At 42.4% G+C, this 15,137-nt stretch carries 15 protein-coding genes and 1 pseudogene; 11 read left to right on the top strand and 5 right to left on the bottom strand.

The features are described 5' to 3' along the window. Positions 1-135 precede the first annotated feature (135 nt). On the bottom strand, positions 136-1,542 hold the full coding sequence (gene pdxR / locus AC1MBV_RS07855; protein WP_255748240.1) for a MocR-like pyridoxine biosynthesis transcription factor PdxR: 1,407 nt from the start codon (positions 1,540-1,542) through the stop codon (positions 136-138). Between the two features lie 114 nt (positions 1,543-1,656). Here pdxR and AC1MBV_RS07850 point away from each other — a divergent pair, with 114 nt between their 5' ends. Continuing rightward, a complete protein-coding gene (locus AC1MBV_RS07850) occupies positions 1,657-2,208 on the top strand; it encodes a pyridoxamine 5'-phosphate oxidase family protein (RefSeq protein WP_093673182.1) in 552 nt (183 codons plus the stop codon). Between the two features lie 214 nt (positions 2,209-2,422). Next, complete coding sequence (locus AC1MBV_RS07845) at positions 2,423-3,193, top strand: alpha/beta fold hydrolase (protein ID WP_093673184.1); 771 nt, start codon at positions 2,423-2,425, stop codon at positions 3,191-3,193. A gap of 20 nt (positions 3,194-3,213) precedes the next feature. Here AC1MBV_RS07845 and AC1MBV_RS07840 read toward each other — a convergent pair whose 3' ends face one another. Together AC1MBV_RS07840 and AC1MBV_RS07835 are read right to left on the bottom strand one after the other, a co-directional pair. Then, positions 3,214-4,041 carry an HAD family hydrolase gene (locus tag AC1MBV_RS07840; protein WP_093673186.1) on the bottom strand — a complete coding sequence of 276 codons (828 nt, stop codon included), beginning with the start codon at positions 4,039-4,041 and terminating at the stop codon, positions 3,214-3,216. A gap of 509 nt (positions 4,042-4,550) precedes the next feature. Further along, positions 4,551-5,756, bottom strand: a complete 1,206-nt coding sequence (locus tag AC1MBV_RS07835; protein WP_480948053.1) for a helveticin J family class III bacteriocin — start codon at positions 5,754-5,756, stop codon at positions 4,551-4,553. A 204-nt stretch (positions 5,757-5,960) separates the two neighbouring features. Between AC1MBV_RS07835 and AC1MBV_RS07830 the strand changes: the two genes are divergently transcribed. The 3 genes and pseudogenes from AC1MBV_RS07830 to AC1MBV_RS07820 all read left to right on the top strand — a co-directional run bounded on the left by AC1MBV_RS07830 (position 5,961) and on the right by AC1MBV_RS07820 (position 8,647). After that, positions 5,961-6,716, top strand: coding sequence for a hypothetical protein (locus AC1MBV_RS07830; protein ID WP_093673190.1), 756 nt, complete (start codon positions 5,961-5,963; stop codon positions 6,714-6,716). A gap of 425 nt (positions 6,717-7,141) precedes the next feature. Beyond that, positions 7,142-7,912, top strand: a complete 771-nt coding sequence (locus tag AC1MBV_RS07825; protein WP_093673194.1) for a hypothetical protein — start codon at positions 7,142-7,144, stop codon at positions 7,910-7,912. A 281-nt stretch (positions 7,913-8,193) separates the two neighbouring features. Next, a pseudogene (locus tag AC1MBV_RS07820) lies at positions 8,194-8,647 on the top strand (GNAT family N-acetyltransferase). A 22-nt stretch (positions 8,648-8,669) separates the two neighbouring features. Here the strand turns inward: AC1MBV_RS07820 and AC1MBV_RS07815 are convergent. Further along, positions 8,670-9,137: an alpha/beta fold hydrolase gene (locus AC1MBV_RS07815; protein WP_093673196.1), complete on the bottom strand. Its 468-nt coding sequence runs from the start codon at positions 9,135-9,137 to the stop codon at positions 8,670-8,672. 195 nt (positions 9,138-9,332) lie between these two features. Here AC1MBV_RS07815 and AC1MBV_RS07810 point away from each other — a divergent pair, with 195 nt between their 5' ends. After that, on the top strand, positions 9,333-10,172 hold the full coding sequence (locus AC1MBV_RS07810; protein ID WP_255748246.1) for a pentapeptide repeat-containing protein: 840 nt from the start codon (positions 9,333-9,335) through the stop codon (positions 10,170-10,172). Positions 10,173-10,176: 4 nt separating this feature from the next. Continuing rightward, positions 10,177-10,674 carry an AAA family ATPase gene (locus AC1MBV_RS07805; protein WP_093673198.1) on the top strand — a complete coding sequence of 166 codons (498 nt, stop codon included), beginning with the start codon at positions 10,177-10,179 and terminating at the stop codon, positions 10,672-10,674. A 169-nt stretch (positions 10,675-10,843) separates the two neighbouring features. On the opposite strand, the gene AC1MBV_RS07800 is transcribed toward AC1MBV_RS07805, so the two are convergent. Then, complete coding sequence (locus tag AC1MBV_RS07800; protein ID WP_093673200.1) at positions 10,844-11,653, bottom strand: ZIP family metal transporter; 810 nt, start codon at positions 11,651-11,653, stop codon at positions 10,844-10,846. An 877-nt stretch (positions 11,654-12,530) separates the two neighbouring features. On the opposite strand from AC1MBV_RS07800, the gene AC1MBV_RS07795 reads away from it, so the two are divergent. The 4 genes from AC1MBV_RS07795 to AC1MBV_RS07780 all read left to right on the top strand — a co-directional run bounded on the left by AC1MBV_RS07795 (position 12,531) and on the right by AC1MBV_RS07780 (position 15,069). Further along, on the top strand, positions 12,531-13,625 hold the full coding sequence (locus AC1MBV_RS07795) for a C40 family peptidase (RefSeq protein WP_480948052.1): 1,095 nt from the start codon (positions 12,531-12,533) through the stop codon (positions 13,623-13,625). A gap of 106 nt (positions 13,626-13,731) precedes the next feature. Continuing rightward, a complete protein-coding gene (locus AC1MBV_RS07790) occupies positions 13,732-13,899 on the top strand; it encodes a hypothetical protein (RefSeq protein ID WP_480948051.1) in 168 nt (55 codons plus the stop codon). A 190-nt stretch (positions 13,900-14,089) separates the two neighbouring features. Beyond that, entirely contained in the window at positions 14,090-14,821 is a 732-nt protein-coding gene (locus AC1MBV_RS07785) for a YczE/YyaS/YitT family protein (protein ID WP_093673206.1), read from the top strand. A 92-nt stretch (positions 14,822-14,913) separates the two neighbouring features. Continuing rightward, positions 14,914-15,069 (top strand): DUF1540 domain-containing protein, encoded by a 156-nt coding sequence (locus tag AC1MBV_RS07780; RefSeq protein ID WP_093673208.1) that lies wholly within the window; start codon positions 14,914-14,916, stop codon positions 15,067-15,069. Positions 15,070-15,137: the final 68 nt, after the last annotated feature.

Below are 15,137 nucleotides of genomic sequence, written 5' to 3'. Positions count from 1 at the left end.
ATTAAGTATATCGGGCGTTTCCTGATCACACGTTTTGACTTAATGTCCCCTAACATGTATTTCTTCTTGTTCCCTTCATTCACAGCTGAAAACAGATAAGTTAAAAGGATCGTTGATTTCACGATGTGGCTCGGATTATGAATAATAGGGCAGCCAGGTTTTATGCAAAAGCTTTATTCCCTGCTTTATTTCTTCCGGTGAAAGTCCTCCGAACCCGAGTAAAAGTGTTGTGCTTTTTATATTTTCAATAGACCAAGCGGGTTCATACACGTGTATACCCGCCTTTTTTGCTTGCTTGATCAGTGTTTCCGACGGGTACCGGCTTTTGACATGAATGACGATATGCAAGCCCGCATCCTGTCCGCTGACACGAACATGACTGCCCATTACCAATTTAATGGTATCAAGAAGCAGTATCTGTTTTTTCTTGTACAGCGTCCGCATTTTGCGAATATGGCGGTCCCATTGTCCGCTTTCGATAAATAGCGCCAATGTCTTCTGGTGCAGCCGTGAAGCAGTTTGTCTCCACTCAAAGCTTTGGTAGGCTTCAAGCAGAGCGGGCGGCAGAACCATATAGCTTACTCGAATCGCAGGCATAAGCGATTTAGAAAAAGTTCCGATGTAAATGACACGATTGTGTTCATCGATCCCTTGCAACGAAGGAATCGGTTTCCCTCTGTAACGGAATTCGCCATCATAATCATCCTCGATAATCCAGCTGTTATGCGCATAAGCCCATGAAAGTAGCTTCATTCGTTTTGCAATCGGCATCACCATGCCAAGCGGATATTGGTGCGAAGGTGTGATATAGACCGCGTCTGCTTGACTTTTACTTAGCTCATCTATGGATAGTCCGTCTTCTTCAACAGGAATGGGCACTAAGTGAATCGACCATCCTTGCAGCGATCTGCGGACGCCTTGATAACCCGGATCTTCCATTGCTAATCGATGATTTTTCCATTCAATCAGATGATAGAGTAGGTCAAGGATCGATTGGGTGCCGGCAGCGATAACGATTTGTTCCGGTATGCACTGGACACCGCGAGAATGATGCAGATAGTCGGAAAGTACCGCTCTTAATCGCGGTTCACCTTGAAAGTGACCGTATTTCAGTATCTCTCTATTCTCATGGTTCAGCAATTTACGTTCGCATTTTTGCCAGGCATCCAGTGGAAATTGTGCAGTATCAATGTCCGACATAAAGAAATCGTATAAGATGGGGGTTGGTTTCTGTTTGGGAGAATATCCGGCAGAAAAATTCACATCTCGATTTACGTTGTAATCAATGTAATCTCCTTCAAATTCTGCGACAAAATAACCGCTGCGCGCGCGGCTTTCAATATATCCTTCGGCAAGAAGCTGTTGATAGGCCATCTGCACGGTTGTCTTACTTACCTTCAGATTTTCCGCAAGATAGCGGATGGATGGAAGACGTGTACTTTTTTCAAGGACGGAGTGTTCAATCTCATTTTTAAAATAACGATATAACTGAATATATAAAGGATCCTTTGAATCTTCATCCAGCCGAGGAATAAGTTCCATTTTCATCCCACCTCTGTACTTGCTCAAAACTCATAATCTGTACCTTTTAAAAGGCACAATCGCTTTTATAATTAGAATTATAAACAATAAATGACAGAAAAGGTGGAAAATAATATGCGCCCTTTACGGAAACAGATGCTCGAATGCCGCGACCCTGAGAAGATTAGTGATTTTCTGACACAAGCACGGATTGGATTTTTGGGCCTTTCTGATGAGGACTATCCCTATGTTGTGCCGCTTAATTTTGTTTGGTACAGCAATAAGTTTTATTTTCATGGGGCGGATGAAGGCAAAAAGGCAGATTTAATGAAGGCGAATGCGAACATCTGCTTTACGGTTTGTGAAGAATACGGAACAATGGCCCATCCTGTACCGGCACACACGGACACGGCTTATATGAGTGTTATGGCTTTTGGCAAAGTGACACATCTCACCGATTGGGATGAAGCGACAGTGGCGATGCAAAAATTGTTGGATAAATATGTTCCCGGCTATTATGATCGAACGTTATCGCGAAATCATTTGGAAAAGTATCGTTCATCCATGGGTAGTGCGACAGCAGTATTCTGTCTTGATCCAGAGGCTTTGACTGCAAAAGAAAAACCGCTTGATCAAACCCGAAAATTTGAACCGGGAATGAAGGCAGGAAAGCATGAAGGTGATTAAGAAAGGGCAATCAGGTGATGAGAAACGAATGGATACTCGGTACTACATTTCTGAGATAAGTCAACGTTTAGGGATCTTTTTTGACAATAGCAGAACATATGTGCTATATTTTTGAAGTGCTTAAAGCAGAAATTAATGATTCACTTGAACGTCGATTATGACCGTTTCTTTTTGGCGGACAAGCTTTGGCAAATTTATCGCAGAAGGTGATTTGATGAACGAGTATTTTGTGAAAAAAGCGAATGCAGTCCTTCGCTATAACGATTTTCCAGGTACTGAACAACCTATTTTGTTTATTCATGGACTTGGTTGTGCCGGTTCTTTTGACTATCCGCAAGTGGCAGCCCAGGAAGCGTTAGCGAAACATCGCTGTGTAATTGTCGATCTTTTGGGCTCCGGCTACAGTGACAAACCAAATGACTTCGGTTATACCGTTCAGGAACATGCAGAGTATCTTAAGGAATTTGTTGAATCGATAGGACTCGAGTCGTTTATCTTGTTTGGACATAGCTTGGGAGGAGCAGTAGCTCTGTCTTTAGCGGATCAATGCAGAGAACGAATCGATCGAATCATTTTGAGTGAAGCAAATTTAGATAAAAGTGATGAAGGATCGTCCAGCAAATATATTGCGGATTTTGATCGAAATGAATTTTTGAAAAATGGATTTAGAGAGTTAGTAGAGGAAAGTCGGAATAGCGGAAATCAAATGTGGGCGGCATCTTTATCTCTATGGTCGCCCAGGGCAGCCTACTTAATTTGTAAATCTGCAGCAAAGGGGCAACAACCTTCAGGAAGAGAAGTTTTATACTCACTTGACTGTCCGAGGACGTTTATCTTTGGTGAACGCTCACTGCCGGACGCGGACGTACAGGTACTCCGAGCGCACGGTGTCACAATTGAAATCGTTGAAAATGCCGGACACTCAATGGCGTGGGAGAATCCGCAGGGCCTGGCCGAAGCCATTCAAAAAGCTATTCAAGCGTGAAACTTGGACCCTTTCTTCGTTCATTCATCTGAATGGAAGTGCAGCTCCAGCCAACGAGCGACACCATCTTCATCGTTTGATTCAATGATTCCGGTCGCCTGCTCTTTTAATTCATCTACCGCATTTTCAACAGCGTAGGATTCATTCGATATTGAAAACATGGACAAGTCGTTCACTCGATCGCCAAATGAAACGATGCGATCAAAGCCCATGAGTTCTCTAAGTCGGACAATGGCATTGGCCTTCGTTGCCTGTGAGGGCATCACTTCGCACCAGTATTCCTCACGGTAGAGCTCTTGTTGGAAAATACACTGATATCTGCTGTCTTGGTCAAACCATTGATGAATCTTAGACATAGGTTTCTGCTCACCGATACAGGTAAAGTAGAATACATCCCCGGCATACAGATCGCTGATCGTGTCTACACTGCGAAGGCGAGGGTCTCCTCTTCTTGAATGAAGATAATGGAGCATCCCGTCATTTTCGTATCCTTTTAGCCAACTCACACGCTCCACTTCGTTGACGAATGAGTAGACAAGCGGATAAAGGCTTCGCTCCGTGAGCCATTCCGCGACATTGCGTATGTCTCGCTCATTGAATGAGGCAGAGTCCAGCCGTTCGCCGGTTTGCGCATCGACAATGAATGCACCGTTATAGATAATGACCGGAATCGGTGTTCTCAGTCTCTTCGTAACAACAGAAGCTGAGACAAGTGAACGTGCCGTGGCATAGGAAAAAGACATTCCGGATTCGATCAATTGGTTGATGGTGCTCATGCTGTATTCGGAAAGCTTGGATTGACTGTTTAGCAGCGTACCGTCAAGGTCCGATACATAGAGTGTTTTCATGGAACACCTCACAGGAAAAATTTTGATTGCGAAAGAATCTCAAGTTGAGGACGTATAGTTGTGTAAATTAGAGTTATCTATGAGGTAACAATGAGGTGATGAGAAGTTCGTTTTCACTGTGGTGGGCCGCGCTCCACCACAGTGAAAACGCAAAAATTTGATCTTCGCCTTCTTATTGAGTTCCCATAGAAAATGAACCAAAGTCCATGATCCCAATTAGAATTGAGTGAACCAATAACTTTTTCTAAAAGGAGAGATTCATAGGACTCAAGTACAGATTACTCTAAATGATCAGATCTTGCATCAACTTTTTCTAGGATATTCTAAAGAATCCCTGCTGTTAATGTACTTTTGGAGGCGATTCTCAATCAGGCCCAAATGAAACAATGATCGATAAAAAATTAGTTGCGATATTGGTGTTTCTATTTAAGATGGATCATTAAAACTTGAATGTTTTAATGATCCATCTTTGAAGCTTAAGTCTTAGTTTACATTTTTATGAAAGTTGATTAAAAGTCACTTTTGGGTACTGTGAAAATTACTTTAGAACTATCGCTATGCAGAGATACATTTAAATAAACATAATCCCCCTTTAACTGAATCCCTTCAGTTTCAACCTCATTACCAACTGGATTGTTTAAGACGCTACCTTCAGCCCCTTCAACAGCAACAGCGTATGGAGTAAAGTCAGTTGTGCCCCAGTTGCCCTTTTGAATAACTGGCTGATTACCAACGCCACCACTTGAAATATAAATGGCTTGTCCGTCAGAAAACTCAATCCCTTGAACAGATTGATGTGCAACTTTATTGTAAAAATCACTTGACGTATATGACTTTACACATTGAGCCACAACAGAAGCGTCACCAGCTGAAATATACTTTGAAGCTTGAGCTTCCTGAGTATCCAAAATATTATTTAGTCCAGCAGCATTGTAATAAGCAAATTGAACCGTATTGGACGTATTCATTGACCAGATCATTAAATAGTTACGAGAGCTATCTAAAGCCGCTTCACAACGCTTTAATGTACCAAAAGATGAACCTGATTTATTGGCATGATTGATGCTCGAGAAACGAGGAACATCCGTGTAATCAATCGAAGCGCCGGCTTGATATTGAATCCGGGCAATTTGTGTTCCCCAGTCGATACCAGAAGCATCTGGGTTATCTACCTGCGTAGCCTTTGCAACTACCCAAAAATAATCTTTTCCATTGTGATCCCCCCACTGTAACGTTTCACCATGCCCAAATCGCCTGAGAGTCATGTAATCTTTCGCATTTAGTGATGAGCCGTTCAATGGAAAACGTGTAATGATTTGGGTGGCTCCCACACCACTATTATTAATTTGTTGAGTGGTGTAAACGTATTGAGTTCCTACATAGGCAGTTTGGACAACATTTTTGTAGTGTAAACCATTTAATGTAAAAACCGCGGTACCAGTTGCCGCCTGAGAGGAAACAGTTACTTTTTGTTGATGACCTGCTGATTTTTCTTCTTTATACGCGTCATAGGCCTGCCGAGGGGCTTTAGGGTGATCCTTAAAATAGTGCTCCATGGCTTCATCGGAATCAAAATCGTCTCGGTTCATAACTAATTGGTCGGTCGGAACAGGTTCACCAGCATCAAATCGCTCATCTAATGGGACGGCTTTATCATTTCCACTCATAACAAATTTCTCCCCGTCTAAAAATTCGGTTTGTAATAATATTCGCATTATTAAAACCTCTTTCATTATAACACTATTGTGGGTTGATTTAAGCAATATAAGCTTTTCTTTAAGAAAAAGGAAAACCGCAAAGGCGTTTAGTCGATGCGTGACGTTATGTTATAATGAGGCAAAATAAGAGGATCATCACGCGGTCTCTGAACTGGGCGTTACGATTAAGTCCAAAACTTATTAGCCGAGGGGGATTAAGGTATGAACAAACGGACAAAATTATTCATGATTTCAGTCCTTGCCGTAGCGAGCTTACTGACTATAACCTCATGCAATAAAACTAATGCATCAGCAACAATTAAAGTGGGCTACACGCCTTTAAAGACAGCTGCATCAACCCGTAACGTGGTTGCTACGGGTAAATACGCCCTTTATACAAAACCCGGCACGGTAAAGGGGGCTAAACGAGTGGCTTCCAAGAGCCAAATGAAAAAATTTGCTTCTTATACTCGTGCAGATACTGATTATTACGAGTTAATAGGGAGGAACCACGCTTATAAGGGTTCAACTTATTATTTTCGTGCCTATGGTTATAAAGTCACCTACACCGGTTCAGTTTATTATCGGGTCGTGACGATGAATGGTAAATATCGGGGGTACGTCTATGGAGGTAAAAAAGTTGGTTCCTTTGCTGGTGGAGTTAAAAAAGCAACAACTACCCAAGCGGCAGCAATTCCTGCTAACTTTAAAGATTACGTCGGAGTTATCATTCCAGGTAGTGTTTGGAATTATCCTCCCTACACGCAATACAAGACTAAGCGATTAGGTAAAGTAAACTGGACGATTCCAAGTCTGGCTAAATTTAAAGTCACTAAGGCTGTAAAACGGACTCGGGAACAAGATACTTACTACTACCTTAAATCTCAAAAGAGCTCCGTACCTTCAGGTTGGGTCAGTAGCCGTTACGTTATTTCTTACAGTGAAGTTGAAAGCAATGAAGGCATTACTCATAATTGATTGCTCTAACGCGTCATTATATGTCACTCATCAACGATCAAATAAAAAAGAGGTTGCTCCGTAAGCAGTCTCTAATCAAAGAATGGTTCATGAAAATCCTTGGGATTTCATGGACCATTTTTAAGTCAATGAGCTTCTGATCTAAACCCACTCCAGTAGACCCTTTTAGGACTCGTGGGAACTTCTTTGTCCTCTGAAAGGTCTGCTATAATAAATCCAGGTGAGTAAAACGGGATATATCCACTATGGAAGCCACTATTTCACCTAGCTAACGACTTGTTCCAACTGAGATATTGACACACAAAAAGGACTTGACCGGTTTATGCGTTATAATGGAGCAAAATAAGAGGATCATCACGCAGTCCCTGAGCTGAACTGGGCATTACGATTAAGCCCCAAACGTATTTGACGAGGGAGATTTAGGTATGAACAAATGGACAAAATTATTCATGGTTTCAGTCCTTGCTGTAGCGAGCTTACTGACTATAACATCATGCAATACATCCAATAAACCCAATAAAACCGTTAAAACCAATACGGCAACAATTAAAGTGGGCTACACGCCTTTAAAGACAGCTGGCTCCACTCGTAATGTGGTTGCTACAGGTAAATACGCCCTTTATACGAAACCCGGCACGGTAAAAGGGGCTAAACTAGTGGTTTCCAAGAGCAAGATGGCAAAATTTGCTTCTTATACTCATGCAGATGCTGATTATTACTATGGTAGTCTGAGGAACCACGCTTATAAGGGTTCAACTTATTATTTCCGTGCCTACGGTTATAAAGTCACCCACACCGGTTCCGTTTATTATCGTGTCGTGACGATGAATGGTAAATATCGGGGTTACGTCTATGGGGGCAAAAAAGTCGGCTCATTTGCTGGCGGAGTTAAAAAAGCAATGACTACCCAGCCCACAACAATTCCTGCTATCTATAAGGATCACGTCGTCGGGATTCACACTCCAGGTAATATTTGGAATTATCCTCCTTACACGCAATATAAGACAAAGAGTTTAGCTCAAAAATCTGATTTTATAAACTCAACAATTCCAAGCAAGGCTGAATTTAAAGTCACTAAGGCTGTAAAACGGACTCGGGAACAGGATACTTACTATTACCTTAAATCTCAAAAGAGCTCCGTACCTTCAGGTTGGGTAAGCGCCATGCGCATTCTTTCTTATTTTGAGATTCAGTGAAATGGAAGGTAATGAAAGGCGTTATTGATAATTGATCGCTCTAACGCGTCATTCATGTACGATCAACGATCAAATAGAAAAAAGAGGTTGCGCCGTAAGGATCTTCGCACAACCATTAGAGCAGTTTTTTTGAAGTATATACTGAATGTTTCTCCCATCTTATTCTTAGTGATCTATTGTTTTTTCATAGGTTTGATCTGGGTAGGTACATGTTTCTTTGTATCTCCTCAGTCGGAAACGTTATGATTCCAAATAAAATAAATGATTTTTGGAGGCAATGAATGGAGATCAAAAAGGATGATTTGACCGGAACCACGGTCATTGAATTGATCAGCGAGCATCTAAGGGATGGCAAAAAATTCGCCGCCCGAAAGTATTCATGCTCCTGATCTTGCCGCATTGAGAGGCCCGAAAATCACATTCTGGAGTGCGTGGAAAGGAGAAAAACTGCTTGGCTGCGGCGCACTGAAGGAGCTTGATGATCAACATAGAGAGTTAAAATCAATGCGAACATCCTTGCTGCATTTGAGGAAGATGGTCGCAAGGAATATTCTTCAGCACATCATTGACGTCGCAAGGTAGCGTGCCTATCGGCGAATCAGTTTGGAAACCGGATCAATGGATGCTTTTGAACCAGCGAGAAGACTTTGCGAATGTTTTGGAATTGATGAGTGTCCTCCGTTTTCAGAATACAGGGCAGATCCAAATAGTGTTTTTATGACAAAAATGTTATAAACGATTGTTGGCAGGCAAACGTTCAACGTGACGAGGCATTAGTGATAAATGCTCTGAGTTTCGACAGCGGGAATTCCTTTGCCCACAGTACATAATGCGCACCAGGAACCTTTACGATGTCACAATTTGATTGAGCAGTAAATGCTGCACTATTTTTTTGCTCAAATTGTGCTCTTTTTTGATTAATGCCTTCATAGGAGGCGTAGCAGAGACAGACGAAGCCTCCGGCCGAGTGCCCAATCAGATGAACCTGATCTTTTTTTTCTTCATCTAGAAAGTTGATTACCCAGTCGGCAATAGCTCTCGGCTTAATGGAACGATCAAAGCCCGAGCTCTCTCCGTATCCCGGCGAATTACAGAGATAGAATTGATAATCCTCCTGAAAAAAATCGGCAATCATTTCGCCCTCCATTCCGGAAAAACCGGCAGCAGGAAAAAACAGGATCGTTTCCGTTCCTTTTCCAAATTTCTTGAATGCGCAGTGTCTCATCAAAACAGCTCCTTTACCTAATTTTAGTCCAATGAGTGGATCAGTTCATCTGTTTCGAAATGGAAATGATCTATTTTTTTTGCTCTTGATAGACGAACAATTGAACGATGGATCCTGTATACTTGTACCATGCGAGTTATATGAACGGAAGTGTTGATTGTGCCTGAGACCCGTAATAACCAGATGATTCGAAGTATGCTGCGACCAGAATGTGAAAAATGTTTTGGCCTCTGCTGCGTGGCGCTGCCCTTCTCGAATTCTGCGGATTTTGCTTTCAATAAGCAGGCGGGTGTGCCCTGTTCAAATCTGCAACAAGACTTTCGCTGCCGTATCCATAGTGGACTGAAGGAAAAAGGATTTAAAGGATGCACAGCTTTTGAGTGCTTTGGCGCGGGGCAAAAAGTGTCCCAAATCACTTTTCATGGAGTAGACTGGCATGAGGACGCGGAAACTGCTCGCAATATGTTTGCTGTGTTTCCAAAAATGATTATGCTGCATGAACTGCTTTGGTACCTCCAAATGTCGATGCTACGGACTGCGTCAAAGCCCATTTATAATGAGATTTACCAAGCATTCGATGAGATCGAACAACTGACTCAACTCAGTTCAGATTCAATGATGAACTTGGATCTTCAATTACAGCATGCAAAATTGAATGATCTTTTTTTGAGAACGAGCGAACTTGTGTGGCAGGAAGCACAGCGACAAGACATGAAGCTTAGTCGGAAAAAGCGGAAAAATTACCGGAGCGCCGATCTTATGGGGAAGAAGATGAGTGGCGCTGATCTAGTAGGCGCGAATTTCAGAGGTGCTTACTTAATCGCTGCCGACTTGAGGAATGCAGACCTAAGAGCCGCCGATTTTATTGGCGCTGATCTGCGCGATGCCGATCTAAGAGGTGCCGATTTAACGGGCAGCATTTTTCTGACGCAGGCGCAGTTGAATGCTGCAAAGGGTGATGCGGCTACCAAGCTGCCGTCCGAGCTTGATCGCCCCCATCATTGGCAACAAAAAGTCATCATAAAAAGAGGCTAAGAACATGAAAAAATTAATCATGATCAATGGCACAATGGGTGTCGGAAAAAGTACTGTATCCGAACAATTATCTGATCAGCTCATGCCAAGTGTGTATCTAGATGGCGATTGGTGCTGGAAGATGAATCCGTGGGTGTTCACAGAAGAAAATAAGCGGATGGTCATCGATAACATAACACATCTGCTTAATGCATATTTGGCGAATTCCGGCTTTCGCTACATTATTTTTTGCTGGGTGATGCATCAAGAACCAATCTTCGAAGACATCTTGAGTCATCTTCACGGTGACTATGAGCTGCACAAGATTTCGCTCATCTGTTCCGAGAATGTACTTAGATCCCATATCATGCAGGACGTGCAAAAAGGAATACGAACCGTTGATTCAATTGAGGGCAGCATTGCTCGTTTAGAGCTGTATAAAAAAATGGACACCACCAAAGTGGATGTCAGTAATTTGAACGCATCGCAAGCGGCTGAACAAATAGCGGGGATAGTGAAGTGAGAAAAGAATAACCTTTTTCTGTTTAAAGGTACATCGGGATTTAGGGTTAATTGTCGATCGAGAACTTCTTGAAACGAATAATCGGTAAACAAACATTTATTTAGTACACTGATTCGTTAATTAGCATTGTTCATTAAGGGATACATGAGTAAGTATGTTCCTCTACAAGTTATCCCAATGCTACATCCAGTACCATCATCACGGCAAAACCCAGCATTGTTGCGGCTGTGGCTAGATCGGTTGAGCCTTCGCGTTGAGACTCCGGGATGAGTTCTTCAACAACAACGAAGATCATCGCGCCTGCTGCAAATGCAAGGGCATAGGGGAGGACTGGGGAAACATGGACAACTAAATAAGCCCCAATGACAGCAAAAATTGGTTCCACTATGGCAGATAATTGTCCGTACCAGAAACTTCTCGCTCGTGAAAGGCCTTCGCCTCGAAGTGGAATAGATACCGCCGCACCCTCTGGAAAGTTCTGAATACCGATGCCGAAAGCAAGAGCAAGTGCCGCGATTAATAATTCCGTGTCTCCGGTGACGATGGCGCCAAAAGCAACTCCGACCGCTGCGCCTTCCGGAATATTGTGAATAGTAATGGAAAGAACGAGTAAAATGATCTTCCGCAGTTTAGTCTTTGGCCCCTCTTTTTGAGCTACAGGGAAACCAAAATGCAAATGAGGAATGAGACGATCAACGAGTCTTAAGAAAGCCCCGCCTAGTAAAAAGCCAATAAGTGCAGGAACAAACGAGAATTTACCCATTCCGGAACTAATCTCAATTGCAGGTGCGAGTAATGACCAAAAACTAGCCGCGATCATAACACCGGCAGCAAAGCCGAACATGACGTTGGCCATCTTTTGATCTAAATCTTTGAAGAAAAAAACGAGTGATGCTCCGGCTGCAGTGCAGCCCCAGGTAAAAAGTCCGGCAAGCAAAGAAAGTAGTACCGGATTCAATGCAGACAACTCATGCAGCATTTGAAAACTCCTTTTTGTAAATTATAATCATGCGCGATTATTTGGAATCAGACCAATGCATCCTCAATGATGATCACCGGTTGAATAAATCATCCTCATAAACCCGCCATCACTGTCAACTCACTTCATCTTTTCCACTTTACTAATGTATTTCCCTGATTTGCTCGAGAGTATGCCTTGCAGAGCAATGTTTTTTGTATTATAAGAAAGAATATAATTTTAAGGCTTATAGTTTAAGCGCAACTAGATGTTTGCCATCGCCCGCGGCAAGCGAGTAACCGAAGCGATGATTCAACAGTACCGCAAAGGCACGAACCAATAACACACGGCTGGAGGTTTAGGACCGGGTGATTAGGTAAGCGCCTAATTCTGATAAATAAGCGGAAAAATTACCCTTAATTAGAAAATGAACGAAAAAATAGCTTGAATAGACGGAAAAATTCCGCTTATCGAATCGAAAAACGTGAAGATGGTAGGGTTTTACTTTGCATAAGCGGAAAAATTACCCTTATTTACCGGCGAAGTACGCGCCATGATGCAAATAACCGGAAAATTTCCGCTTATTTACTCGCCTGATTTTTCTAATAGTGAATGCTCATTTCTAAAGCTTATGACTGATCTATTGAGGTGTATGCCTCCGCGCACTCATTGCTGCCCACCCATATAATTCCATAACTGTTTCCGGATGCTAGTGATTCTAGAATATAGTTTGAATATGAAATTATTGACCCTTTTTGTCATCAGAATGTATCAGTGCTGTCAATAGGATGTTATTGGAATGCAACCTCTAAGACCTATGATTAGTTGTGTTGCAAGGTTACATAGAACAATGACTGAAAGAGAGAAATTTTGGGAGCATACCATAGGGGGAAACATGATGAAAAAAAGCATATTATCGTTAGCATTGATCGGTGGGTTGACCGTAACCGGACTTGGATCTCATCAAGCGGATGCTGCATCTGCAACATCTGTAGTGAATTTAGCACAGCAAGGTGTCGGCTCAGCTTACTCTTGGGGACAGAATGACTGCTCGGGATTTACAATGCGCGTCTTTTCACATTTTGGTATTCAATTGCCTCATAGCGCGGCAGCACAAGCGGGTTATGGTACTGCAGTCAGCCGATCGAATCTTCAACCTGGAGATCTCGTCTTCTTTAACACATCAGGTGGAGGTATTTCACATGTTGGAATTTATGTTGGCAATAATCGCATGATTAGTGCGGAAACAGAAAAAACCGGGGTACGTGAAACGCAGATATTTGGTGGAGGCGCGTCAAGTTATTGGGAGCCGCGTTACGTGACTGCCCGAAGGATCGCAACGAACGCTCAAACAGCAGCGCAGCAATCTGTAAAAACAGTTCAGCCGCAAAAAACGACACAAGAATCAGCGACTTCTCAATCTTCATCAACTCAGGGTTCAAACGATCAAACACAAAGCAGTGCGTCAACTGATCAATCATCATCAACTGCTCAGACGAATGGGACACAAAGTGACCAAGCATCAACTACTGATCAGACACAATCAACACAAAGCAGCCGGTCAGTAACAACAGATCAGACAAAATCGACCCAAAATGACCAAGCATCTGTAAATGAAAACCAGACTTCTGAGACGACCGCATCTACAGCAGATAACTCAAATTCCAGTTCAAATGAGACAAGCTCATCACAAACGATAAATAACGGGGTATACATTGTGCAGACAGGAGATACGTTGTGGGCAATATCGAATAAAAGCGGCATCTCCGTGCAAAAGATCCAGCAAATCAACAAGCTGGAGGATACGATGATTCGTCCGGGACAGAAAATTCAATTGCAGGATCCATCCGAAAAATACACGATAAAGTCAGGCGATTCGCTCTGGTCGATCGCTAAGGAACATGGAACAACGGTGGATCAATTAATGAAAGCAAACAATCTGTCCTCTGATCTAATCTATCCGGATGACAAGCTGACCGTATCTGATAACTAATTAAGTTAATGAATAACAAAGGCTGCCGCTCATTTGCGACAGTCTTTGTTATTTTTGTTCCTTGGTACAAGGCACCATTTCATCAATGGCTAATGCCTCGATATATTTGGGCACGACCATCGGTTCATCGCTTGGTGGCTTGCTTTACGCGCATGCCGGAGGATTTAAAACGCTTGATCTGTTTACGATTATTTGTTTTCTTCTTTCGCTCTTCTTATTTGTAAAGAGCGGATTGTTTACATCAATGAGACAAGCCCAAAAAGAATTAATCTAATGACGTGCAAGTTTATTGCACTATTTGGGTGCTGTGCACTTCGACATGAATTATACATTGAACATATGCTGGGGAAGAGTTAAAATGAAACAACTTGAGTGAAGAATGTATTACCTTGTTGACTATTCTTCACCACTGCTTTATGCACTCATTCATAGGAATAAAAAAAGAATTGAACTAAAGGAAGGAAATGTTCGTGTACGCTAAGCATGCACTGCCCGTTCGCACTCACAATCATAATGAGAATCTCTTGTATTTCATGATTTCGATTTTCTTTAACGCCTTTGGAAATGCGCTGACCGTTTCACTGAATCTGGGAAGCGCGCTCTGGACAGCATCAGCAGTTAATTTTACAGCACTGACAAGTATTTCATTAAGCATCATTTTGATTGCCTCAGGTGTTCTTGTCGTTATCATCAATGCCCTGATTATCGGTAAAATTGATTGGCACCGCATTATCGGCAACATGATCTTTATGGTCCCGTTCAGCTATTTAATTGGGATGATCAGCACTTATCTTGTTGCTATAGGGATTAATGAATTGCCGCTTATCGTGCGTGTCGTTCTAGATATTGTAGGCGTATGCTTTATTTCGCTTGCGATTTCGATCTACCAACGTGTGAATCTGATGCTTCATCCTTGCGATGATTTGATGCAGATTATTCGTTTTAAATTTTTTAAAGGTAATGCGACGGTCGCACAGCTTGTAACCTTTTCTCCGCCGATTGTGATCCTCCTCATTTGCTGGATCGATTCACATCAGCTCTACGCGATCAATGTCGGTACTATTTTCGCTTTACTGTTTCAAGGCACATTGGTTGGTGTGTTTGATAAGACGGTTTTCCCAACGCTCAAGCACCAGAATATTGATCATGGTCAAGCGAGCAGTCAAAGCCATAAGCATCATGGACTGAACGTGTAAAAGTAGTGTAGCAAACAGTGAATGAACCCGATTTGTTGTCGTATTGAACCCTCGGAGCTTGCTCATACTAGTTCCGGAGGAGGTGAGCGACTTTGGCTAAAGATGTACTCTGTGAAGTGAACAATTGTACGTTTTGGGATGAAGGAAACCATTGCTCTGCAAATGCCATTTACGTCATCAGTCATAAAGGCAAGCAGGCATCAAACGTCGAAGAAACAGACTGCAAGACCTTTAAACCGGAAAAATAACAGATGAAAAAACGAAACCATGAAAAAGCGAGCGGACACTGTGTCCACTCGCTTTTTTAGTATAAGAT

The sequence above is a fragment of the Sporolactobacillus sp. PKPK-6 genome, assembly GCF_056678885.1.
This window is presented reverse-complemented; position numbering and strand designations above follow the sequence as displayed.

What these genes read in the sequence shown, in the direction of transcription:
- AC1MBV_RS07800 (WP_093673200.1), bottom strand. Translation starts at nt 11,653, where the DNA reads ATGCTGCATGAGTTGTCTGCATTGAATCCGGTACTACTTTCTTTGCTT.
- AC1MBV_RS07810 (WP_255748246.1), top strand. Translation starts at nt 9,333, where the DNA reads ATGCTGCGACCAGAATGTGAAAAATGTTTTGGCCTCTGCTGCGTGGCG.
- AC1MBV_RS07845 (WP_093673184.1), top strand. Translation starts at nt 2,423, where the DNA reads ATGAACGAGTATTTTGTGAAAAAAGCGAATGCAGTCCTTCGCTATAAC.
- AC1MBV_RS07835 (WP_480948053.1), bottom strand. Translation starts at nt 5,756, where the DNA reads ATGCGAATATTATTACAAACCGAATTTTTAGACGGGGAGAAATTTGTT.
- AC1MBV_RS07805 (WP_093673198.1), top strand. Translation starts at nt 10,177, where the DNA reads ATGAAAAAATTAATCATGATCAATGGCACAATGGGTGTCGGAAAAAGT.
- AC1MBV_RS07785 (WP_093673206.1), top strand. Translation starts at nt 14,090, where the DNA reads ATGTTCGTGTACGCTAAGCATGCACTGCCCGTTCGCACTCACAATCAT.
- pdxR (WP_255748240.1), bottom strand. Translation starts at nt 1,542, where the DNA reads ATGGAACTTATTCCTCGGCTGGATGAAGATTCAAAGGATCCTTTATAT.
- AC1MBV_RS07815 (WP_093673196.1), bottom strand. Translation starts at nt 9,137, where the DNA reads ATGAGACACTGCGCATTCAAGAAATTTGGAAAAGGAACGGAAACGATC.
- AC1MBV_RS07840 (WP_093673186.1), bottom strand. Translation starts at nt 4,041, where the DNA reads ATGAAAACACTCTATGTATCGGACCTTGACGGTACGCTGCTAAACAGT.
- AC1MBV_RS07830 (WP_093673190.1), top strand. Translation starts at nt 5,961, where the DNA reads ATGAACAAACGGACAAAATTATTCATGATTTCAGTCCTTGCCGTAGCG.
- AC1MBV_RS07795 (WP_480948052.1), top strand. Translation starts at nt 12,531, where the DNA reads ATGAAAAAAAGCATATTATCGTTAGCATTGATCGGTGGGTTGACCGTA.
- AC1MBV_RS07850 (WP_093673182.1), top strand. Translation starts at nt 1,657, where the DNA reads ATGCGCCCTTTACGGAAACAGATGCTCGAATGCCGCGACCCTGAGAAG.
- AC1MBV_RS07825 (WP_093673194.1), top strand. Translation starts at nt 7,142, where the DNA reads ATGAACAAATGGACAAAATTATTCATGGTTTCAGTCCTTGCTGTAGCG.